We start from the raw sequence: 21,895 nt of genomic DNA on the forward strand, positions 1-21,895 counted from the left end.
TGCTACGCCATCGCCCGCGGGGGTCATTTGGTGGCGCCCGAGGCGAAGCCGCTGTAGATGAAGCGCTGCAGGGCGAGGAAGACGGCGAGGCTGGGGACGATGACCAGGGCAGCGCCCGCCGAGATGACCTCCCAGTGCGCGCCGTAGGGGCCCTTGAAGCGGAACAGGGAGGTGGAGATCGTGCCGAGGCCGTCGCTCGGCATGTAGAGGAAGGGGATGTAGAAGTCGTTGTAGATCGCCACGCCCTTGACGATCACCACGGTGGCGATGGCGGGTTTGAGCAGCGGCACGATGATGCGCCAGTAGATGGTCAGTGAGTTCGCACCGTCCAGGCGGGCCGCCTCGTCGAGCGATACCGGGATGGAGCGGATGAATTGCAGGAAGATGTAGATGGACACGATGTCGGTGCCCATGTACAGCAGGATGGGAGCCCAGCGGGTGTCCATCACGCCCAGCCCGTTGACGATCTGGTACGTGGCGACCTGCGTGGTCACGCTGGGGACGAGCGAGGCGATCAGGAACAGCGCCAGGACCAGCTTCTTGAGACGGAAGTGGAAACGGTCGATGGCGTAGGCGGTCATCGACCCGATCAGGACCGTGCCGAGCACGGAGAAGACCAGGATGAACGTCGTGTTGCCCAGCGCGCGCAGCATGTGGCCGTCGGTGAAGGCGATCGTGTAGTTGTGGAAGTTCAGCCAGTCGTCCGGCAGCGCGAGCGCGCTGCCCTGCCCCATCTCGGCGCTGGTGCGCAACGAGGTGAGCAGTACGGCGAGGAGCGGGACGACCACCACGGCACTGGCCGCCATCAGGGAGAGGTACTTGAGAAACACCGCCAGGTGACCGCGCGGGCAGGTTTTCCGGGTACGGGAGGTCCTGGCGGGACCGGTGATCGTGGTCATGCCTGTTCCACCCTCTCGTCCGGGAACAGCCGGCGCTGCAGCCAGGTCACCAGGAACACGAAGCCGAGCAGCACGAGCGCGGCTGCCGAGGCGAGCCCGGTCTTGTTGAAGTTGAAGGCGAGCTTGATGGTCTGGATGACGAACGTCTCGCTGTTGTTCGCGCCGCCGGTCATGATGAACGGGATCTCGAACACAGAGAGCGCGCCGGAGACTGCCAAAATCACGCTCAGCGAGATGATCGGCCGGATGGACGGGGCGATGACGTAGCGGAACCGCTGCCACTTGGTCGCACCGTCCAGCGCCGCCGCCTCGTACAGCTGCGGGGGGATCGACTGGATGGCACCAATGAACAGCACCATGTTGAGCCCCATGAAGCGCCAGACCGAGACCCCGGCCAGCGAGGTGTTGACCAGGTCGGGGTCGCCGAGCCACAGGTGGGGACCGACGCCGAGCCAGCCCAGCACCGTGTCCAGAGTGCCGCCGGGCTGGAAGAAGTACAGGAAGACGAACCCGATCGCCACACCGTTGATGAGGTAGGGGAAGAAAAGGATCCCCTTGAACAAGTTCCGCAGCCGGGTGTTGAAGCTGAGCACGGTGGCGAAGTAGAGGGCGGCGCAGATCTGCACCGCGGAGGCCGCCAGATAGAAGAGGCTGACCCAGAACACCTGGAAGAGTTGCGGCCTGCTGAACAGGTCCGAGTAGTTGTCCAGGCCGACGAAGTTCTGGGTGGGACTGAGGCCGTCCCAGTCCGTGAAGCTGTAGCCGAGCAGGGCCGCCATGGGTAGGCCGGTGAAGGCCACGAGCAGGGCGAGCGGGGTCAGCAGGTACAGCCAGGGGGTGAACCAGCGGTTGCCGCGGCGCCGGTGCGGCCGGGGGCCGGGCGCGGGGACGGCGGGCGGGTCCGGCGGCAGCGTGCGGGCGCGACGTGTGCGGCTCGCGATCCGCGGTGTGCTCATGCGGTCCTTCTTCCTGCTTCCTGCCGTTGCTCGGGTGCGGCGGCAGGATCGGGGTCGGCGGGGCGGCCCCGCCCGCTTGGGTGGCGTTGCGTCCTGGGCGGAGCTGCTGGGGGGTGTGGCGGTGGTACGCCGGTTAGCCGATCGTTGCCTGGGCGTCGGACCACTTCTGGTTGAGGTCTTTGAAGACGCCGGCCAGGTCGCCGCCACCCGCGCCGTGGGCCACGTCGACGATGCGCTGGGGGTAGTCCTGCGCGTTCAGACCGACCTCGGACGCCTTGTCGATCTCGTCCACCTGGACGGCGCGGTCGTAAGCGAGGCGGACGAACGTGACGCCCTGGTCCTGGAACGGCTTGAGGATGGCGGGCAGCGGCTTGGCCTTGACCGAGGAGATCGACAACGCCGCCTGCGCGTCACCGGACTTATTGATGTACCAGTCAAGCCAGGCCCGCGCCGCGGCCTTGTTCCGGGAGTGCGCGCTGACGGCGTACTGGTAGTCGGGGCGCACCACGGAGCAGAAGTGGCCGTCCTTCTGTGCCGGGAAGGGCATGAAGCCGATGTCGTCCGCGTCCTTGCCGGCCTTCTTCGCGGCGTCGCGCATCTGCACCACGGCCCAGGAGCCGAGCCACATGGTGGCGACCTTGCCGGTCCCGATCAGGGTCTTGGAGTTCTCCCAGTTGGTGGTGGTCGGGTCCTGCTCGGCGAGCTTGTCGTGCACGATGTCGTACAGCAGGGTGTCGGTGGTGTGCAGGTCCGTCCCCTCGGCCCAGGGCTCTTTGGTGGCGGCGAGCTTGTCGTTGGCTGCCGGGTCGCAGCTGGGCGAGCCCAGGGCGTTGCCCCAGTTCGTGAGCGGCCAGCCGTCGTGGTAGTTCGTGTAGTACGGCGTCGCCCCGGTCTTCGCCTTGATGGCTCTGAGGTCGGAGAGGAACTCCTGCGGCGTGGTGGGCCAGTCGGTGATTCCCGCCTTCGCCCACACGGCTTTGTTGTAGACGAACCCGTTGGCGGTACCGATGTTGGCGATACCGTAGACCTTGCCGTCGACGGTGGCGCGCTCGGTGAAGTCGTACGTCTTGGACAGGTCCGCCGCACTGCCGAGCGAGGCGAAGAACGTCGGGTACTGCTTGAGCGGGACGGCGCCGGGGATCGACAGCACATCCCCGTAGTTCTTGCTGTTGAGGCGGATCTTGACGTCGCCCTCGTAGTCGGTGAGGCCTTGGAACTTGACCTTGACCTTCGGGTAGAGCTTGTTGAAGTTCGCGGTGTACCGCTTCAGCGTGCCGTCCTGCACCTGGTCGGTGCGGTTGGTCAGGACCGTGATGCTGCCCGAGACCTTGGTGGGGTCATTGGGGGCCGGTGCCGCGTCCGACGACGCCCCGCCGCCGGATCCGCCGCCGCACGCCGCCAGCGTGAGGGCGAGCACAACTCCCGTACCCGTTATGGCTGTTCTGCGCATGCCGGTCCTACTCCCTTGCACTCGATGGGGAACGCCGCACTGCATGCCGCGCAGCGACGGACGTCTCGTCGTCGGGCGAAGCGGCTTGATGGCTGCTTAACGTAGAGGCAACCTGGAGTCGTGTCCATAGAACGGTCTAGTCGCGGAAAATGCGTTGCCTGTACGCGATCTGTGAATGCCCGGCGAGTGAATCCACTGAACGATCAATGTAGACATTTCGCCCGATCGTCGTCGGAGAGGGGGCGCCCGTCCCCGGGGCACCCCCTCTCCGACGGCTTCCCGGTGGGTCAGCCGACGGGCCGGGACAGGGGGTGCTTCTTGAAGAACTCCCACATCAGGGCGTTGGCGCTGATCTCGTGGGTGACGTTGCCGTTGCCGTTGTCGTGCGGGGTGCCCGGCCAGGTGTGGCCGCCGTCGGAGACCGTGTACAGCTCGACGTCCGCGCCGTCGTGGCAGCCCGTGTAGACGGTCCGCCGGACGTGGGTGGTGGTCTGCGTGACGGCCGGGCCGGTGGGGCAGTTGTTCAGGGCGGCCCAGCGCTGCTGCGCCACTGCTACGGAGTAGCGCCAGGCGCCGTTGTCACCGCCGCCGTTGTACGGATTGGTGGCGTCCCGCTCTCCGTGGAAGGCGATCACCGGGACTGCCCGGGACGGCGCGCACGAGGTGGGGTCGGGCCGGTCGGCGCCGGATGGGTCGGGCCGGCCGGCCCTGATCCCGGCCACCGGCGCGATGGCGGCGATCCGGTCGGACAGCATGCAGCCCAGGGCGGAGGTCATCCGCCCGCCGCCGGAGTAGCCGGTGGCGTAGATGCGCGCGGGGTCGAGGCAGGCGCTGACCGTGAGGGTGTCGATGACCTGCCGGATGAAGCCGACATCGTCACGCGTGCCGCTCGGCGTGACGTACGGGACGTTCCAGATGTAGCCGCTGCCGCTCGGAACCACGCCCGTGGGGGCCACTGCGACGAAGCCGTTCGAGTCCGCGGACGCGGCCATGTCGCTGTAGGCCAGCTGACCCGCCCCGGTGGACTGACTGCCGTGCAGGTTGAGCACCATGGGCAGGCGGGAACCCGTCTGCCGGTCCGGGATGTGCACCAGCAGCTGGTAGGTCTTTCCCTCATAGGACACCGGGGTGTTGTACTGGCCGGCGCCCAGGGAGGGCGCGCAGGAGCCCGGGGGGGTGGTGCCGCCGTCGGGGAGGTGCCAGGTCTGCCAGGGGTTGGTGTTGCGGTCCCAGATCTGCAGCCGGGTCCCGTTGACCGTGCTCCCACCCGGGGCATCGAGATAACGCCCGGACTGCGGGTTCTTCAGATGCCCGTCCGCCTCCGCACTCCACTGCTGGGCCCCGGAACCATTGCAGTCCCACAACTGGACCTTCGACCCGTTCACCGTGCCCTGACCCGTCACATCCAGACACTTCCCCAACGCACGCACCGTGCCGTCCGAACCCACCGTCCAGCTCTGCGCACTACCCCCGTCGCAGTCCCACAACTGCACCGCGGTCCCGTTCACCGTCCCCGCACCCGCCACATCGACACACTTACCACCCACCCCCGAAACCACACCCGTGACCTGCGCTGCGGTGACTGCGGCGGACGCTATGGGCGGGACGCCGAGGGCGATGACGGTGGCCGCGAGGGCGGCGCCCGCCGCTGCCGTGGCCGTTGTGGGAGTGCGCCGTGGGCCGCCGCGCCGTGGAGGTCGGGACCTTCTCAGGGGCAGTAGTCCGGAAAACATCGGGTCACCTCTCTGGAGGGCGGGGTGGGGGCGGCCGTCACAGTAGACCTGGCAACCATGGCTGCCCATATACCGTTCAAGTAATGCCGGGGGCCCCGATATTGGCCCAGAAATGCGACTGATCTCTTCAGGACCGGAGTTTCGATGATCGGCCCGTCCACCCTCACCTACCTCTAAAACGCCGGTATTTGGCGTCTCAGGCGAGTGGCGCGCGGACGACGCCGCCCGAGGGGCAGGGCCGCGGGCGCCCCTGCCCGGCGATTTCTCATACCGGTCATTGCGGATAGATCCATAACAGGAACTCGCACGTTTTATCTCTTGGTTGTCCAATCCATTGACACCGCCCCGGCCCGGTCCTAGCTTCCAGGCGTCGATTCGTCCTGCCGGCCATAGCGCGACATCGACGTCGCGCCGGCGCGGCGCGACCCTCCTGTCGCCCTGAGCGCCGTCCCCCACTGGCATTCATGAGAGGGTCCTATGAGTCCGAGACGGAAGATCTTCACGCGTAGAAGCGCGGCCGCACTGCTGGCCGGTTCGGTTGCCGCCGTTGCATGGCTGGCCGCACCCTCCTCGCAAGCAGCCACCACATCCACCCCCCAGGCCGCCGCGACAGCTTCGACACCCGGCGCTGTCGTGGACTACCTCCACCAGATCAATGGCAACCACATCGTCAGCGGTGTCCACAACAAGGAGCCCTTGAACAACCCCTCGCAGTACACAGCGCAGGCCCACTCCCTCACCGGCAAGTGGCCGGGCGTGTGGGGCGGGGAGCTGGGCTTCCGGGCAGACGACATCGCCAACCGGCAGACGCTGATCAACCAGGCGATGAGCGAGTGGAACAACGGCTCACTGGTGAGCCTGACCTGGCACATGTGCAAGCCGAAAGTGACCAGCTGCGAGTTCAACGGCGGCATCAACGGCAGCAGCCTCTCCGACCCCGAGTGGCAGCAGCTCATCACCGACGGAAGCGAGTTGAACGCCGCCTACAAGCGCAAGCTCGACACCGCCGTGTCCTACTTCCAGCAGCTCAAGGACGCCGGCGTCCCGGTGCTGTTCCGGCCGCTGCACGAAATGAACGAGGGTTGGGCGTGGTGGGGCGGCCGGTCCGGCGCGAACGGCAGTGCCCGTCTCTTCCAGATCACCCACGACTACCTGGAGTCCAAGGGTCTCGACAACATCGTCTGGGTGTGGAACGTCAAGGACACCGACGCGAACAACGGCTCCGCGGGCGTTGCCGGCTTCTACCCCGGCGACGACTACGCTGACGTCGCCAGCCTCGACCCTTGGGTGCACACCTGGCCGGGCAGCAACTGGTACCAGGCGTTGCTGGACGTCGCCCACGGCAAGCCCATCTCGCTGGCGGAGGTGGGTGCCGTACCCACCCCCGCGCAACTGGCCTCCCAGCCGCAGTGGACCTGGTTCATGATCTGGTCCGAATACCTCACCACGGCGAACTCCGCCTCGCGTCTGCAGACCACGTTCAACGATGCGCGGGTGTTGAGTCAGGGCCAGTTCACGGTGCCGGCGGGTGGTGGTCCGGTGGATCCTCCCGAGGCTGTCGGTGTGGTTTCGGGGGTGGGTGGTAAGTGTGTCGATGTGGCGGGTGCGGGGACGGTGAACGGGACCGCGGTGCAGTTGTGGGACTGCGACGGGGGTAGTGCGCAGAGCTGGACGGTGGGTTCGGACGGCACGGTGCGTGCGTTGGGGAAGTGTCTGGATGTGACGGGTCAGGGCACGGTGAACGGGTCGAAGGTCCAGTTGTGGGACTGCAATGGTTCCGGGGCCCAGCAGTGGAGTGCGGAGGCGGACGGGCATCTGAAGAACCCGCAGTCCGGGCGTTATCTCGATGCCCCGGGTGGGAGCACGGTCAACGGGACCCGGCTGCAGATCTGGGACCGCAACACCAACCCCTGGCAGACCTGGCACCTCCCCACCTGAACAAGCCCCGCAAATCCTCCCCTCACGCAAGAGAGGTACAGCCATGTCCATACGCGCCCGAACACGCGCACTGCTCGCGAGCACGGCGGCCGCGTCGTTCGCCACGCTCGCCCTCGCCCTCGCCACCTGCGGCGCGGCCTCCGCGGCCCCGCCCGCCCCGGCCGGCGTCACCAGAGGTGACGAGATCGCCTACCTCAAGAGCCTGACCGGAAACCACGTGCTCTCCGGCCAGCAGGGCGGCGCCAACAGCGACCCGGCCTACTGGACCCAGAAGGTCCACGACATCACGGGCAAGTACCCGGGGATCTGGAACGGCGACTTCGGGTTCAGCCAGAACGACATCGACAACCGCCAGAAAGTCATCACCCAGGCGAAGACCGAGTGGGCCAACGGGAGCCTGCCCGGCCTGATGATGCACGCCTGTCGGCCCGACGTCGCCGCCTGCGCCTTCGAAGGCGGCTCCGATCCGGTGAAGGGCAGCAGGCTCTCGGAGCCGGAATGGCAGCAGGTGGTCACCGACGGCGCCGCACTCAACACCGCCTACAAGCGCAAGCTCGACCAGTTCGTCCCCTACTTCCAGCAGCTCAAGGAGGCTGGCGTCCCGGTGCTGTTCCGGCCGCTGCACGAAATGAACGAGGGTTGGGCGTGGTGGGGCGGCCGGTCCGGCGCGAACGGCAGTGCCCGTCTCTTCCAGATCACCCACGACTACCTGGAGTCCAAGGGCCTCGACAACATCATCTGGGTGTGGGCGCCCAAGGACGTGCAGGGCGCCGCGGGCCAGGCCGCCGCTTACTACCCCGGCGACGCCTACGTCGACGTGGTCGGCCTGGACGTGTGGTGGAGCAAGTTCCCTTCCACCGACTGGTACAACGCGCTGTCGAACATCGCCGGGTCCAAGCCCATGGCACTGGCCGAGGTCGGCAGCGTTCCCCAGCCCGCACAGCTGAGCAGCCAGCCCAAATGGGTCTACTGGAACGTGTGGCTCGACTACCTGACCAACTCCTCCTATAACTCGAACGTCTCGGTCCAGGCCGGGTACAACGATGCGCGGGTGTTGAGTCAGGGCCAGTTCACGGTGCCGGCGGGTGGTGGTCCGGTGGATCCTCCCGAGGCTGTCGGTGTGGTTTCGGGGGTGGGTGGTAAGTGTGTCGATGTGGCGGGTGCGGGGACGGTGAACGGGACCGCGGTGCAGTTGTGGGACTGCGACGGGGGTAGTGCGCAGAGCTGGACGGTGGGTTCGGACGGCACGGTGCGTGCGTTGGGGAAGTGTCTGGATGTGACGGGTCAGGGCACGGTGAACGGGTCGAAGGTCCAGTTGTGGGACTGCAATGGTTCCGGGGCCCAGCAGTGGAGTGCGGAGGCGGACGGGCATCTGAAGAACCCGCAGTCCGGGCGTTATCTCGATGCCCCGGGTGGGAGCACGGTCAACGGGACCCGGCTGCAGATCTGGGACCGCAACACCAACCCCTGGCAGACCTGGCACCTCCCCACCTGACCCAGGTCCACTTCACCTCAGGGCCGTCCGGGAAGAACGGGTTCCCGGACGGCTACCGGTCAGCCGATGCCCGTGGGTTCCAGATCGGCGGCCAGGAACGCCGCTCCCACCAGTCCGGCGTCGGGCCGCAGGGCCGCCCGCCTGATCCGTACTCCTGCCGCGAACGGCGGCACGGCGTACGCGGTGAGATGACGGCGCAGCGGCGGGAACAGCACATCGTGCGCCTCGGCGACCCCGCCCCCGATGACTGCCACCCCGATCTCGACCAGTGTGGCCACCGCTGCGGCGGCCGCCGCCAGGGCGCGGGCCGCCACGTCGGATGCGGCCAGCGCCGACGCGTCACCCGCACGGGCGTCGGCCGCAGGGTCCTGACCATCGGCCCGCCCTGACGGCTGCCACCCCTGCCCCAGTGCGCGCCGGACCATCGACGGGCCGCTCGCCAACTGTTCGACGCAGCCTTGGGATCCGCAAGGGCAGGGGTCTCCCAGCAGGTCCACGGTCACGTGCCCCAGATGCCCGGCGTTTCCGGTGGGGCCGTTGCGCACCGCTCTGTCCATCACCAGCCCGGCGCCCACACCCGTGGAGACCACCATGCACAGCGCGTCCCTGCAGCCGCGGGCGGCACCTATCCAGTGCTCGGCCGCCGTCATCGCGACCGCGTCTCCGCACAGGGACACCCGCAGCCCGGCGGCCGCCAGCAGCGCGCGCACGCGGTCGACGACGGGGAAGCCGCGCCACCCGGGGATGTTGACCGGGCTCACCGTTCCGCGGCTGATGTCCACGGGCCCGGCGCTGGCGATGCCCAGCGACCCCACCCGCTCCCACCGCGGCAGCGAGGCGAGTTCCGTCACGATGTCCCCGACGGCACGGAAGGCCTGCTGCGCGGGCGCCTGCCCGGTAGTCGGGCGCTGCACCCGGTGGAGCACCCCGCCGGCCCGTCCTCCCCGGCCGCCGTTATCTCGGCGTCGCCGCCGCGCATCCCGTATCGCCCATTTCGAGGGAGTGTCATGATCCTGAGACTGTCCACCGGCCGGCCCGGCAGCCCCGCGCGCCGGTCCCGGCGCCGCGCCGCGGCCTTCGCGGCAGGCTGTGCCCTGCTGACCGGCCGGGCCACCGCGCACAGTGCGACTTGCCCAGGCCTCCGGCGCCGCCGGCGGTGTGCGTCAGTGGGGGACCGATGCCCGGACCGCCGGAGCCCAACTCGGCCCGGCCACCGACCTGGTGCCCGAGCAGGGGCCCGCCGACACGACCGTGCACGTCGATCCCACTCTCACCTTCCAGAAGCTCACCGGGTTCGGGGCCTCCCTCACGGACTCCTCGGCGGCCGTGCTCCACAGGCTGGACAGGAGGCGACGCGACGCCCTGATGGCGGAGCTGTTCAGCCCGCACGACGGCAACGGCCTCAGCATGCTGCGCCAGCCCATCGGTGCCTCGGACTTCGCCACTTCCCTCTACAGCCTCGACGACGTGCCGGCAGGCGACACCGACTACGCCCTCCAACACTTCAGCGTCGCCCACGGCACCAAGCAGATCCTGCCACTGCTGCGCCGGGCCAAGGCTCTCAACCCCCGGCTGCAGGTCATCGCGAGTCCGTGGAGCCCGCCGGCCTGGATGAAGACCGGCGGCTCGATGATCGACGGCAAGCTCATCGACGACCCGCGGATCTACGACGTCTACGCCCGGTACCTGGTCAAGTTCGTCCAGGCCTACGCGGCGCACGGCGTGCCGGTCGACTACCTCACCGTGCAGAACGAGCCCCAGGCCCTGCTGCGTGCCGACTACCCGGGCACCGACCTGCCCGTCACACAGCAGGCGGCGGTCGTCGAGAGGCTCGGCCCGGCACTGAAGAGGGCCGGTCTGCGCACCAAGATTCTCGGGTTCGACCAGAACTGGGCGGAGCACCCTTTCGACGTGAAGGCTCATGAGGACGCCGGGGAGGACCCCGAGCTGAACTACCCGCTCGATCTGCTGAAGTCGCGTGCGAACAAGTGGATCTCGGGGACCGCGTACCACTGCTACTACGGCGGCCCCAGTGCCCAGACCGCCCTGAAGGCGTCCTTCCCTGGCAAGGACATCTTCGAGACCGAATGCAGCGGCGCTGGTATCGACCGGACCATCGGGGCGACGAACAACCGGGCCCGCAGCATGATCTTCTGGAACCTCGCGCTCGACGAGAACCACGGCCCGCACACCGGCGGCTGCACCGGCTGTCACGGCACGGTAGACATCGACTCCCGTACGGACGAGGTCACCTACACCGACAACTACTACACCCTCGCGCACTTCTCCCGCTTCACCCGCCTCGGTGCCACCCGCATCGCGGCGAGCGTAGCCGCGGCTGAGGGCGACAGCGCGCCCCCGCAGGTGGCGGCCTTCAGTAACCCCGACGGCAGTACCGCCCTTGTCGTGCACAACCCCAGCACGACGGCCGCGCACACCACGACGATCAGCGCGCCCGGCGTTCACGTGACCACCGGTGTCGCACCCGACTCCACTGTCACCTACACATGGGCCCGCCCGTGACGGGATACGGGGGGACGTGGCGGATCAGGGCCCGCTGATATAGAACGTTCGAGTAAAATGACGAGCCGACCAGCCCGGGGACACCTTCCCGGCCGACTCGTCGCTCTCGTGCCAGCCATGGCCGCGAGGCCACATCCCATGGCGGGCAGGGGAAAAGCGTCTACTATGAGGCCGCTCGGTGCCTGGTGGTGGCGCAGGTGGATCCCGCTGTCCGGGCCACTGGCACGCTCAAGCACCGCAGGCCTTACGGGTCGGGCATCGCGAGGACAACACGCACTAAGGCGGACACTGTGGCGGGTCGGACGACATCTCCCTCAGGAAGCGGGCGCAAGACCACGATCAGGGACGTCGCCCAGCGGGCCGGCGTCTCGCCGTCAGCGGTGACCCTGGCCGTGCACGGCAAGCCGGGCGTCTCGACGACGACCAAGGAGCGGATCCTGCAGGCAGCCAGGGACCTCGGCTGGAGCCCGAACCAGGCGGCCCAGTCGCTGAAGGGGCAGGCGCTGCACTCGGTGGGGCTTGCCATTGCCAGGCCTGCCCGGATGCTGGGCCTCGAACCGTTCTACATGGAGTTCATCTCCGGCATAGAGGGTGTGCTGACGCAGCACTCGTGCTCGCTGCTGCTGCGGCTGGTGGAACCGGACGAGGAGATCGAGGTCCATCGCGACTGGTGGCAGAGCAACCGGGCCAGTGGCAGCATCCTCGTCGACCTGCGCGTGGACGACCCGCGCGTCGCCGCGCTCTCGGCCATCGGCCTGCCCGCCGTCGCGGTCGGACACCCCTCGCTGGCCGGCCCGTTCACCGCGGTGTGGACCGACGACGCGGCCGCCGTCGTGGAGGCCGTGCGCTACCTGGCGGCTCTCGGGCACCGCACGGTCGCCCGGGTCAGCGGCCCGGCCGATCTGGGTCACAGCATGATCCGCACCAAGGCATTCACGGACACCGCGCAGGAGCTCGGGCTGCAGGCGCGCACCGAGGTAGCCGACTTCTCCGCCGACCAGGGCAGCCGGGCGTGCCGCACGTTGTTGCTGGCGGCTGAGCGCCCCACCGCGATCATCTTCGACAACGACCTGATGGCCGTGACCGCGCTGGGAGTCGCTGCGGAGTTCGGTCTCTCCGTGCCCCACGACCTGTCCCTGCTGGCATGGGACGACTCCCAACTGTGCCAGCTCACCCGTCCGACGCTGTCCGCGATGCAGCATGACGTCTTCTCCTTCGGAGCAGACGTGACCGAGACGCTGTTCGACGTCATGCTGGGCCGGGAGGCCACGTCGCACGCGACGCAGGTGCCCAGGCTCGTGCCGCGGGCCTCCACAGCGCCTCCGTCCCGGACGTGAGGCACGGGCGTCGGCCGTCCCTCTGCGGCACGCCACCCGCTGCGCTGTCCGTGCGCCCAGGTGCCGGTCGGGACCGCGGATATACCTCCCCGACCCGGCAACCCCCCCGCCCCTCGGCGGCGACAACTGAGGGACAGCGGCTCGCACGCGGGCGCACCGCGCCGCGCACGAGCCGCCGAGCACAGCACTCTCCCCGCACGTCGTCGTACCGAAGGGACATCATGCGCACCCACCTCCGCACCCGTAGCCGCGGCCTCACGGCCCTCGCCGCCGCGACGGTCTCCGTCGTCGCCGTCGCCCTGCTCCCGGGGTCCGCCGGGGCCGCCGAGACCTCCCCAACACGTTCTCCGCCGACCGCGACCACGACAAGGACTACTACGACGGTCTCCTCGACATCACGCACGCCTCCGACCAGGTCACCGTCTCCTGGAACACCTTCAAGGACCACTACAAGGGCAGCCTGGTCGGCCACAGCGACAGCAACGCGAGCGAGGACACCGGCCACCTCCACGTGACCTACCACCACAACTACTTCGACAACGTCAACTCCCGCATCCCCAGCCTCCGGTTCGGCACCGGACACTTCTACGACAACTACGTCGTGGGCGCCTCGACGGCGGTGCACTCGTGGATGGGCGCGCAGATGCTGGTGGAGAACAACGTCTTCCGCAGCACCGGTGTCGTCGCCTTCACCACCATCCGCGACAGCGACGAGGACGGCTACGTCGTGGAACGCGGCAACGACCTCGGCGGCGCGGCCACCGAGATCTCGCAGGTCGGCACGTTGACCCAGGCGCCGTACTCGTACACCGCCGAGCCGGCCTCGTCCGTCGTCTCCTCCGTGACCGGCGGAGCGGGCGCCGGCCACCTCTAGGCCGCAGTCCCGGGGCGCAGTTCCAGAGCGCAGGTCCAGGGCGGAGGACGCTCCCGGACGGCCGCACCGCCGGCCGTCCGGGAGCGTCCCCTTCAGCATGATCCGAATAGCCACGCCCGCCGATCTCGACGGGATAGTCCGCCTGCACACCGAAGCGCGTGCCACCTGCTACCGCGGCCACCTCCCGGAGGAGGAGTACCTCGGCGCGGAGGAGGTCGGCCGCAGCAGGGGCGGCTGGGCCCGCGCCATCGACCGCGCCGATGCCACCGTGCTCTGCGCCGAGCGGGACGGCGTCCTCGCCGGAATCGCGGCCCACGCCGTACGCGACGGCGTCATGCATCTGACCCAGCTCCACGTCGCACCGGACCGCTGGCGCGAGGGCATCGGCACCGAGCTGCACGAGGCGTGCGTGGCGGCCTGGCAGCGGGACGGGGTGACCGAAGCCCGGCTGGAGATTTTCGTCCACAACACCCGCGCCCAGTCGTTCTACGTGGCCCGCGGCTGGACCCCCGACCCGGGCCACCGCCGCGCGAGCGACCATCTGGTGCTGCACCTGGCGGTGTCGGCCGAGGTGCGCGCCTGAGCGGGGCGGGAACGAGCGGGCGGGAATGGCATGGGCCCGGACAGGTGTTCCCACAGGAGCGGAGGATGCCTCCGCGCTGTTTGAGCAGCCCCCCGAGAGCCCGGAGAGTAGAAGAGTCATGCGCGTCGAGATCTGGAGCGACATCGCCTGCCCGTGGTGCTACATCGGCAAGGCCCGTTTCGAGAAGGGCCTGGCCGGGTTCGCCCACCGCGACGAGGTCGAGGTGGTGCACCGCTCCTTCGAGCTCGACCCGGGGCGGGCCAAGGGCGACACCGTGCAGGTGCTCGACATGCTGGCGCGGAAGTACGGGCGCAGCGCTGAGGAGGCGCGGTCCATGGAGGCGAGTGTCGCCGCCAACGCGCACGCCGAGGGGCTCGGCTACCGCAGTGAGGGGCGCGACCACGGCAGCACCCTCGACATCCACCGGCTGCTGCACCTGGCCAAGGCCCGCGGCCGTCAGGACGCGCTGCTGGACATCGCCTACCGGGCGAACTTCGCGGAGGAACGGTCCGTCTTCGACGGTGAGGTGCTGGTCGAGCTCGCCGTCGAGGCCGGGCTCGACGCCGACGAGGCGCGTGCGGTGCTCGCTGATCCCGAGGCGTACGCGGCCGAGGTGCGGGCCGATGAGCGGGAGGCGTCCGAGCTGGGGGCCAACGGGGTGCCGTTCTTCGTGCTGGACCGGCGGTACGGGATCTCCGGCGGCCAGCCCGCCGAGGTCTTCGCCCAGGCTCTGGAGCAGGCCTGGCAGGACCGGCCGCTGACCGCGATCGGCGGGGACGCCGCGGCCTGCGGCGCGGACGGCGCGTGCGAGGTTCCGGCGGCGGGCGGCGGCAACGGCTGAGCTGCGGCCGCCTGTACCTGTACTCGTATGGAGTGCGGTTGACCGCCGACCACGCGCACTCATAAGCGTTGCTTGGGGATACCCCTTAACTATTGGTGATTGACTATGAGGTAAGGGGCCCCCAGGCTGGGCGCATGATGATCTCTTCGCTCAGCCGTGCGGTCGACGCCGAGTTCGCGCCGGAGACCGCCTACCTCAACACCTCCAGCTGCGGGCTGCTGCCCCGCCGTACCGTGGCCGCGGTGAAGGCACTCGCGGAGGAGAACGCCACCGGCCGCCGGGACGGTGCCGGGGACTTCGAGGCCGCCGACCGTGCGCGGGAGGGCTTCGCGCGGCTGGCCGGGGTCGGGGCCGGACGGGTCGCGGTCGGCAGCTCGGTCTCCGTCCATGTCGGGCTGATCGCCTGCTCGCTGCCCGCCGGGGCCGAAGTGCTCTCACCGGAGGGGGAGTTCAGCTCAGTCGTCACTCCGTTCGCGGTGCGCGGCGACCTCCGGACGCGGTACGTCCCGCTGGAGGAGCTGGCCGACGCGGTGCGCCCGGACACCGCGCTCGTCGCCTTCTCCGCCGTGCAGTCGGCCGACGGCCGGACCGCGGATCTGGACGCGGTGCGGGCCGCGGCCGCCGCGCACGGGGCCCGCACGCTCCTGGACACCACCCAGTCCGCGGGCTGGCTGCCGCTCGACGCCGGGGCGTACGACTACACGGTCGCGGGCGGGTACAAGTTCCTGCTCTGCCCGCGCGGCGCGTCGTTCCTCACCGTCACGGAGGAGGCGCAGGAGTCACTGCCGCCGGTCTTCGCCGGGTGGGTCAGCGCCGCCGACAGGTGGGGCAGCACCTACGGCCCGGTCGCCGGGTTCGCGCCCGACGCCCGCCGCTACGACGAGCCGCCCGCGTTCCTCTCGTACCACGGTGCGGAGCACTCCCTCGCCCTGCTGAACGAGATCGGCCTCGACGCCCTTCACGGCCACGCCACCGGCCTGGCGGCCCGCTTCCGGGACGGGCTGGCCGGGGCCGGGCGCGAGGCGGTGCCGGGGGAGTCGGCCGTGGTCGCGGTGCCCGGACTCGGGGAGCGGGCGGCGGAACTGGTGCGGGCCGGGGTGATGGTCTCCAACCGGGCCGGCAACCTGCGGGCCGCCTTCCACCTGTACAACACCGAGGCCGATGTGGACCGTGCGCTGGACGTGCTCACCGGCTGAGCCCTACGGCCGGGGAGCGTCCGGCAGTGGGGTACCGTGCCACTTCCAGGACGACACCCTCGCGCGGCCCGGCAGTTCGGCACGACCGGTGGACCACAGCAGTACGGTCCACCGGTCGCTGTCGTCCGGGGCGTCCGGGAAGAGCCGGGCCAGCACCCGGTCGCAGAGGTCTGTGGGCGGAGCCCAGCCGACGCCCAGGCCCTCGGCCAGGTCATGGGTGTGGACCAGGGTCTCCACGATGCCCATCGCGGCGAACCCCTCCGCGTCGGAGATCCCGAAGCCGTGGTACGAGCGGACATCCGGCGAGGTCGTCCTGACCATCGCCGCGAGCATCGCCCCGCTGGCCTCCAGGGTCTGGAGCAGCCCCGCCGTACCGGCCGCAGGGTCGGCGGAGATCGCGTTGGCCGGTCCGCCCTCGCGCCGCCTGGTCCAGTGGAACGGCACCTCACGGTCCAACGGAGGCGACTGCGGGCCCAGTTGGGCGGCATAGGCGAAGAGGTCGTCGCTCAGGTGCTCCACGGTCTCCCAGCAGTCCCAGGTGAGCGTCCCCGCCGGGGTGTGCCAGTCCTCCGCCGGGGACTCCTTGAGCGCGGCGACCGCGAGCCGTACCGCAGAGGTCACGTCGTCCGCAGTGACCGGCAGCCGCGTCCCCGTCAGCAGCGCCCGCTCCCGCGCATCGCACTCCACGCAGAACTCGTTGCCCTCCGGATCGGCCAGGGTCGCCCACCCCCGCCCGTTCGGCCTGCGGTGATCCGCCACCAGCGTGGCACCGAGGGCGAGCAGCCGCTCGACCTCCTCGTCCCGCGTCCGGTCGTCCGGCTGGACGTCGAAGTGGATGCGGTTCTTGGTGCTCTTCGGTTCGGGCACGGTGATGAACAGCAGCGCGGCACCGGGGGTCTCGACGAGAGCCTCGGGGTCACCGGGGGCATCGTCGTCGGAGACGGGGGAACCCAGCACCTGGGCCCAGAACGTGGCGAGTTCGTAGGCGTTGGCGCAGTCGACGGTGACGTGGTGTACGTGTGAAGTCATGGGCCACACTGTCGCCCGTGGGCGCCGCCGGGTCCAGCGAGATACGCGGCCTCGCGGACCCGGCCCGCGGGACGGCCCTCAAGGCCGGGCCGGCGCGTTCAGTTCGGCCCAGAGCCGCTCCGGGATCCCGTGGGCGAGGTGGGCGGCGGCCGAGGTGACCTCGGCCGGGGTACGGAAGCCGGCCAGGACGCTCGACACGACCGGTTCGCGCAGCGGGAAGCAGAGGGCGGCGCGGGGGAGCGGGACGCTGAAGTCTCCCCGTGATCACGGACACAGTTGCGTTATGCCGCGAGGGCTTGTCCCTGCTGATAGCGCAGGCGTGTCTCGTGGGGTGTGAGGTATCCCCAGTGGATGTGCTTGCGTAGTCCGCGGCGGTTGTAGAAGGTCTCGACGAACGTGAAGATTTCGCCGCGGGCGGTGGCGCGGTCGGGCCGGAGGCGGGTGTTGATCTCCTCTTTGAGGACGGCCCAGAAGCTCTCGGCGGCGGCGTTGTCATAGCAGATCCCGGTCCTGCCCATGCTTTGTTGTCCTCCCAACTCACTTATTTTTGAGCGAAGTTGACTCGACGTGCATTCCGATCCGCGGTCCGAGTGGATCACGCAGCCCGGTCGCGGGCGGCCGAGGTTCGCGGCCATGTCGAGGGCGTCGACGACCAGTTCAGCGCGATGGTCGTCGGCCATCGAGTAGCCGATGATCTCGCGCGTCGCCAGATCGAGCCAGCCGGCAAGGTCGAGCCGGCCCCGGCGGTCGGAATGCAAGTGACGTCCCCGACGATCTTCATGCCGGGAAGGCCGGCGTGAAAGTCGCGGCCGACCAGGTCGGGGGCCGGGGCGGCCTTGTGGTCCTGCTGGGTCATGCCGCGGCGTCCGGTGCGCCGGGTGTGTCCGACGATTCCGCGCTCGCGCATGACGCGCTCGACGCGCTTGTGGTTGACCAGCTGCCCGTGGCGGCGCAGTTCAGCGGTGACCCGGGGCACCCCGTAGGTCCTTTTCGACGCCACGTGGATGACGGTGATCTCGTGCGCGAGCGCCTCATCGCCCCGGCGTCGTTCCTCGCGGGCCTTGATGCCGGTGTGCCATGCGTAGTAGCCGGAGCGGGCGGCCATCATCACTCGGCAGAGCAGGACGATCGTGTAGTCGGCTTTTCCCTCGTGGATGAACCGGCATACATCGCTCACCGATCGCTCTCCTTCGCGAAAAAAGCTGTCGCTTTTTTAGGATTTCAATCGTCTTCGCCTGCTCCGCGGTGAGCTTCCGCAGCCGCTTCAGCTCCTCGTCCCGGTCGTCTGCGCCCGACGGCACGGCTGCCGTCACCGGCGCGGCTTCCGCGGCCCAGGGCCTTCTTCACCCACGCACGCAGGCTTTCCGAACTGACCCCGAGTTCACGGAAGACATCAGTCACTGTCCGGCCCGACGACCGTACGACCTCGATCGCGTCACGCTTGTACTCGTCCGAGTACCGCCTCGTGTACTTGCTTCCCACCTGGTGCTACTTCCTCCGGAACCTCAGGGTCCCAGTCTCCAGGTGCCCATGATCAAGGGGAAGCTTCATCACCAAGATCGCGCTGCCGCTGGCCAAGCCGGTCGTCGGGCTCGTCGCCTTCTTCAGCTTCGTGGGCAACTGGAACAACTTCTTCGGGTCTGTCGAACGAACGGGCCAAACCCGAACGTTTTACAGTCCCTCCCCGAGCTGGCGCTCGCCATCGTCGTGGCGATCCTGCCGGTTCTCGTCCTCTTCCTCTTCTCCCAGCGCACCCTGGTCTCCGGGATGCTCGCGGGAGCGACGAAGGAGTGAACGCGCACGACGGCGGAGGGGGTGGGACGGCATTCCGTCCCACCCCCTCCGCCGTGCCGGGCGGCCCTACTTCACCGGGGTGAAGTCCCGCGCCCCGATGAACTCCGGGCGGCGGACCGGAGCCGCGAAGGGCTCCTGGGCCTTGTTCTCCACGCTGTTGAACACGATGAAGACGTTGCTGCGCGGGTACGGGGTGATGTTGTCCCCGGAGCCGTGCATGGCGTTGCAGTCGAACCAGGTCGCGGAACCGGCCTGTCCCGTGAAGAGCCTGATGCCGTGTCGGTCGGCCATCTTCGTCAGCGCTTCGTCGGACGGGGTGCCCGCGTCCTGCATCTGGAGCGACTTCTTGTAGTTGTCTTTCGGCGTCTCACCGGCACACCCGAGGAACGACTTGTGCGAGCCGGGCATGATCATCAGCCCGCCGTTGGTGTCGTAGTTCTCGGTCAGCGCGATCGAGACGGACACCGCCCGCATGTTCGGCAGACCGTCCTCGGCGTGCCAGGTCTCGAAGTCCGAGTGCCAGTAGAACCCGGAGGCGCCGAAGCCCGGCTTGACGTTGATCCGGGACTGGTGGACGTACACGTCGGAGCCGAGGATCTGCCGGGCCCGGCCCACCACGCGCTCGTCGCTGACCAGCTTGGCGAACACCTCGCTGAGCCGGTGGACCTCGAAGACCGAGCGGACGTCCTGCGACTTCGGCTCGATGATCGAGCGCTCGTCGGCCCGGACCGCCGGATCGGCGATCAGCCGCTCCAGCTCCGCGTGGTAGCCGGCCACTTCGTCCGGGGAGATGAGCTGGTCGACGGTGAGGAAACCGTCCCGCTCGAATCCCTGGAGATCCTTCGCGGCGACCGGGCCCGGTGCGCCGGGCGCGGACCAGATGACCGGGTCCTGGCGGGGAGTGGTCATCTCGGCGGCGCCGCGCGATGGGTACAGGTCGGCGCGTGCATCAGTGGTCATGGTGGTTCAGACCTCCTCGGTCAGCAGCGGGTAGACACCGTTCTCGTCATGCTCCTCCCGTCCGGTGACGGGCGGGTTGAAGACACAGACGCAGCGGAAATCCGTCTTCGGGCGCATGGTGTGGTGCTCATGGCCGTTGAGCAGGTACATCGTGCCGGGAGTGATCCAGTGCTTCTCACCGGTCTCGTCGTTGGTGAGCTCGGCCTCGCCCTCGACGCACAGGACCGCCTCGATGTGGTTGGCGTACCACATCGACGTCTCGGTACCGGCGTACATCGTGGTCTCGTGGAGCGAGAAGCCCACCTTCTCCTGCGCGAGCAGGATGCGCTTGCTCTCCCAGGTGCCGGAGGCGGCCTTCACATGCCGGTCGGTGTTCTCGATGTCACTGAAGGATCGGACGATCACGGTGGGTCGGTGCCTTTCTCTCTACGGTGTTTCGTCGGGCCCGCCCTGGGCGGGCCCGGGTCAGGCGGTCTCGCGGACGCAGCGGGCCAGCGTGCGCAGGCCCTCGTCCAGCTCCTCGGGGGTGATGGTCAGCGGCGGCAGCAGCTTGACGACCTCGCTCTGCGGGCCGGACGTCTCCAGCAGCAGCCCCAGCTCGAAGGCGCGGCCGCAGACGGCCGACGCACGCGCCGGGTCGTTGAACTCCATGCCCCACACCAGTCCCCGACCACGGAACTGCGCGCTGTCGTGCTCGGCGCAGATGGCCAGGAGCGCCTGCTCGACCTGCTCGCCGCGGGCCAGCGTCTGCTTCTCCATCTGGCCGTCCGCCCAGTAGGCGTCGAGCGCGGCGGCGGCGGTGACGAACGCCGGGTTGTTGCCCCGGAAGGTGCCGTTGTGCTCGCCCGGCTCCCAGATGTCCAGCTCGGGCTTGAACAGGCAGAGCGACATGGGCAGTCCGTAGCCGCTGATGGACTTCGAGAGCGTCACGATGTCCGGCGTGATGCCGGCCTCCTCGAAGGAGAAGAAGCCGCCGGTGCGGCCGCAGCCCATCTGGATGTCGTCGACGATCAGCAGCATGTCCTGGCGGTGGCACAGCTCCTGGAGCGCGCGCAGCCACTCGGCGCGGGCGACGTTGATGCCGCCTTCGCCCTGGACCGTCTCCACGATCACGGCGGCGGGCTTGTTGAGCCCGGAGCCCTGGTCCTCCAGCAGCCGCTCGAACCAGAGGAAGTCCGGGACGGTGCCGTCGAAGTAGTTGTCGAACGGCATCGGGGTGCCGTGCACCAGCGGGATGCCGGCGCCGGCCCGCTTGAAGGCGTTGCCGGTGACGGCCAGGGAGCCGAGCGACATGCCGTGGAAGGCGTTGGTGAACGACACCACGGACTCGCGGCCCTTGACCTTGCGGGCCAGCTTCAGCGCCGACTCGACGGCGTTGGTGCCCGTCGGGCCGGGGAACATCACCTTGTACGGCAGGTCGCGCGGCCGCAGGATGACGTTCTGGAAGGTCTCAAGGAAGGCCCGCTTGGCGGTGGTCGCCATGTCGAGGCCGTGCGTGATGCCGTCGCGCTCGATGTAGTCGATCAGCGCGCGTTTCAGCACCGGGTTGTTGTGGCCGTAGTTGAGGGAACCGGCTCCGGCGAAGAAGTCGAGGTACGAGTGGCCGTCCTCGTCCGTCAGCCGGGCGCCCTGCGCGCGGTCGAACACGGCGGGCCAGCCGCGGCAGTAGCTACGTACCTCGGACTCCAGGGTCTCGAAGACACTGAGGGCGGGCGGGGTGATGGTCACAGCGGGTCTCCTGCGTGAGGGGGGTGTGACGTGCGGCGGTGAAGGGGATCGCGGCGGGCACCGGGGCCCGCCGGCGGAAGTGCGTGCTCAGGCGTGGAACGGGCCTATGCGGTAGAGCACTTCCGGCAGATGAGTGCCCTCCGGGAACAGCTCGCCGTCGAAGAGCACCTCGCGCTCCAGCCCCACGTCGTGGCGCTGGGCGTAGGACGTGAACAGGCGGTCCGACGCGGTGTTGTCCGGCGTGATGGTCGTCTCGACCGAGGCCAGGCCCTGGTTCGCGGCGACCCGTGAGGTCAGGTCGTCCAGCAGCTTCGCCGCCAGACCGGTGCCTCGGTGGCCGTGGTCGACGGCCACCTGCCAGACGACGAGCGTCTCGGGGCGGTCTGGCCTGATGTACCCCGTCACGAAGGCGACCGGGCTGCCGGTCTCGTCGCGGGCGACCACGGAGGTCGCCGCGAAGTCACGGCACCACAGCAGGTAGCTGTACGAGGAGTTGAGGTCCAGGACCTTGGAGTCGCGGGCTATGCGCCAGATCGCGGCTCCGTCCTCCACTCGTGGG

General features: G+C 69.1%; 20 protein-coding genes and 2 pseudogenes. 9 read left to right on the forward strand and 13 right to left on the reverse strand.

The genetic code is table 11. From position 1 onward, the window contains the following. Window positions 1–23: 23 nt before the first annotated feature. The 4 genes from RLT59_RS30730 to RLT59_RS30745 all read right to left on the reverse strand — a co-directional run bounded on the left by RLT59_RS30730 (window position 24) and on the right by RLT59_RS30745 (window position 4,924). Entirely contained in the window at window positions 24–899 is an 876-nt protein-coding gene (locus RLT59_RS30730; protein WP_311306422.1) for a carbohydrate ABC transporter permease, read from the reverse strand. Continuing rightward, window positions 896–1,855 (reverse strand): carbohydrate ABC transporter permease, encoded by a 960-nt coding sequence (locus tag RLT59_RS30735; protein ID WP_311306423.1) that lies wholly within the window; start codon window positions 1,853–1,855, stop codon window positions 896–898. Before RLT59_RS30735 ends, RLT59_RS30730 begins: the two co-directional genes overlap by 4 nt. 133 nt (window positions 1,856–1,988) lie before the next feature. Further along, window positions 1,989–3,305, reverse strand: a complete 1,317-nt coding sequence (locus tag RLT59_RS30740) for an ABC transporter substrate-binding protein (RefSeq protein ID WP_311306424.1) — start codon at window positions 3,303–3,305, stop codon at window positions 1,989–1,991. A gap of 287 nt (window positions 3,306–3,592) precedes the next feature. Beyond that, window positions 3,593–4,924, reverse strand: coding sequence for an extracellular catalytic domain type 1 short-chain-length polyhydroxyalkanoate depolymerase (locus tag RLT59_RS30745; RefSeq protein WP_399127000.1), 1,332 nt, complete (start codon window positions 4,922–4,924; stop codon window positions 3,593–3,595). Window positions 4,925–5,515: 591 nt separating this feature from the next. Here RLT59_RS30745 and RLT59_RS30750 point away from each other — a divergent pair. Next, window positions 5,516–6,976, forward strand: coding sequence for a glycosyl hydrolase (locus RLT59_RS30750; RefSeq protein ID WP_311306426.1), 1,461 nt, complete (start codon window positions 5,516–5,518; stop codon window positions 6,974–6,976). A 43-nt stretch (window positions 6,977–7,019) separates the two neighbouring features. Further along, a complete protein-coding gene (locus RLT59_RS30755; protein ID WP_311306427.1) occupies window positions 7,020–8,471 on the forward strand; it encodes a glycosyl hydrolase in 1,452 nt (483 codons plus the stop codon). Window positions 8,472–8,530: 59 nt separating this feature from the next. Here RLT59_RS30755 and RLT59_RS30760 read toward each other — a convergent pair whose 3' ends face one another. Beyond that, on the reverse strand, window positions 8,531–9,592 hold the full coding sequence (locus RLT59_RS30760; RefSeq protein ID WP_311306428.1) for an ROK family protein: 1,062 nt from the start codon (window positions 9,590–9,592) through the stop codon (window positions 8,531–8,533). A 1-nt stretch (window position 9,593) separates the two neighbouring features. Here RLT59_RS30760 and RLT59_RS30765 point away from each other — a divergent pair, with 1 nt between their 5' ends. The 6 genes and pseudogenes from RLT59_RS30765 to RLT59_RS30790 all read left to right on the forward strand — a co-directional run bounded on the left by RLT59_RS30765 (window position 9,594) and on the right by RLT59_RS30790 (window position 15,825). Continuing rightward, entirely contained in the window at window positions 9,594–10,994 is a 1,401-nt protein-coding gene (locus RLT59_RS30765; protein ID WP_311306429.1) for a glycoside hydrolase family 30 protein, read from the forward strand. A 290-nt stretch (window positions 10,995–11,284) separates the two neighbouring features. Continuing rightward, entirely contained in the window at window positions 11,285–12,331 is a 1,047-nt protein-coding gene (locus RLT59_RS30770) for a LacI family DNA-binding transcriptional regulator (RefSeq protein ID WP_311306430.1), read from the forward strand. Between the two features lie 337 nt (window positions 12,332–12,668). Next, window positions 12,669–13,205, forward strand: a pseudogene (locus tag RLT59_RS30775) (pectate lyase); the annotation flags it as partial. Between the two features lie 97 nt (window positions 13,206–13,302). Next, on the forward strand, window positions 13,303–13,788 hold the full coding sequence (locus tag RLT59_RS30780; protein ID WP_311306431.1) for a GNAT family N-acetyltransferase: 486 nt from the start codon (window positions 13,303–13,305) through the stop codon (window positions 13,786–13,788). A gap of 118 nt (window positions 13,789–13,906) precedes the next feature. Then, window positions 13,907–14,629 (forward strand): DsbA family oxidoreductase, encoded by a 723-nt coding sequence (locus RLT59_RS30785; protein ID WP_311306432.1) that lies wholly within the window; start codon window positions 13,907–13,909, stop codon window positions 14,627–14,629. Window positions 14,630–14,763: 134 nt separating this feature from the next. Then, window positions 14,764–15,825 (forward strand): aminotransferase class V-fold PLP-dependent enzyme, encoded by a 1,062-nt coding sequence (locus RLT59_RS30790; protein WP_311306433.1) that lies wholly within the window; start codon window positions 14,764–14,766, stop codon window positions 15,823–15,825. A gap of 3 nt (window positions 15,826–15,828) precedes the next feature. Here RLT59_RS30790 and RLT59_RS30795 read toward each other — a convergent pair whose 3' ends face one another. The 4 genes from RLT59_RS30795 to RLT59_RS39490 form a co-directional block, all read right to left on the reverse strand. Then, window positions 15,829–16,854: a VOC family protein gene (locus tag RLT59_RS30795; RefSeq protein WP_311306434.1), complete on the reverse strand. Its 1,026-nt coding sequence runs from the start codon at window positions 16,852–16,854 to the stop codon at window positions 15,829–15,831. 281 nt (window positions 16,855–17,135) lie between these two features. Beyond that, on the reverse strand, window positions 17,136–17,564 hold the full coding sequence (locus RLT59_RS39485; RefSeq protein ID WP_399127002.1) for a DDE-type integrase/transposase/recombinase: 429 nt from the start codon (window positions 17,562–17,564) through the stop codon (window positions 17,136–17,138). Next, window positions 17,450–18,031 carry an IS3 family transposase gene (locus RLT59_RS30805; RefSeq protein ID WP_311306436.1) on the reverse strand — a complete coding sequence of 194 codons (582 nt, stop codon included), beginning with the start codon at window positions 18,029–18,031 and terminating at the stop codon, window positions 17,450–17,452. Before RLT59_RS30805 ends, RLT59_RS39485 begins: the two co-directional genes overlap by 115 nt. A gap of 44 nt (window positions 18,032–18,075) precedes the next feature. Beyond that, window positions 18,076–18,336, reverse strand: a complete 261-nt coding sequence (locus RLT59_RS39490) for a transposase (RefSeq protein ID WP_399124688.1) — start codon at window positions 18,334–18,336, stop codon at window positions 18,076–18,078. A 70-nt stretch (window positions 18,337–18,406) separates the two neighbouring features. Here RLT59_RS39490 and RLT59_RS30810 point away from each other — a divergent pair. Continuing rightward, a pseudogene (locus tag RLT59_RS30810) lies at window positions 18,407–18,648 on the forward strand (carbohydrate ABC transporter permease); the annotation flags it as partial. A gap of 66 nt (window positions 18,649–18,714) precedes the next feature. Here RLT59_RS30810 and thpD read toward each other — a convergent pair. The 4 genes from thpD to ectA form a co-directional block, all read right to left on the reverse strand. Beyond that, window positions 18,715–19,608 carry an ectoine hydroxylase gene (gene thpD / locus RLT59_RS30815; RefSeq protein ID WP_311306437.1) on the reverse strand — a complete coding sequence of 298 codons (894 nt, stop codon included), beginning with the start codon at window positions 19,606–19,608 and terminating at the stop codon, window positions 18,715–18,717. A 6-nt stretch (window positions 19,609–19,614) separates the two neighbouring features. After that, window positions 19,615–20,013, reverse strand: coding sequence for an ectoine synthase (locus RLT59_RS30820; protein ID WP_024494051.1), 399 nt, complete (start codon window positions 20,011–20,013; stop codon window positions 19,615–19,617). A 60-nt stretch (window positions 20,014–20,073) separates the two neighbouring features. Beyond that, the gene (gene ectB, locus RLT59_RS30825; protein WP_311306438.1) at window positions 20,074–21,336 is read right to left on the reverse strand and encodes a diaminobutyrate--2-oxoglutarate transaminase; all 1,263 of its coding nucleotides are present in this window, start codon (window positions 21,334–21,336) and stop codon (window positions 20,074–20,076) included. A gap of 87 nt (window positions 21,337–21,423) precedes the next feature. Further along, window positions 21,424–21,888, reverse strand: coding sequence for a diaminobutyrate acetyltransferase (gene ectA, locus RLT59_RS30830; RefSeq protein ID WP_390092604.1), 465 nt, complete (start codon window positions 21,886–21,888; stop codon window positions 21,424–21,426). Window positions 21,889–21,895: the final 7 nt, after the last annotated feature.

Origin of the sequence: Streptomyces sp. ITFR-6 (assembly GCF_031844725.1) — a bacterium.
GTDB lineage: Bacteria > Actinomycetota > Actinomycetes > Streptomycetales > Streptomycetaceae > Streptomyces.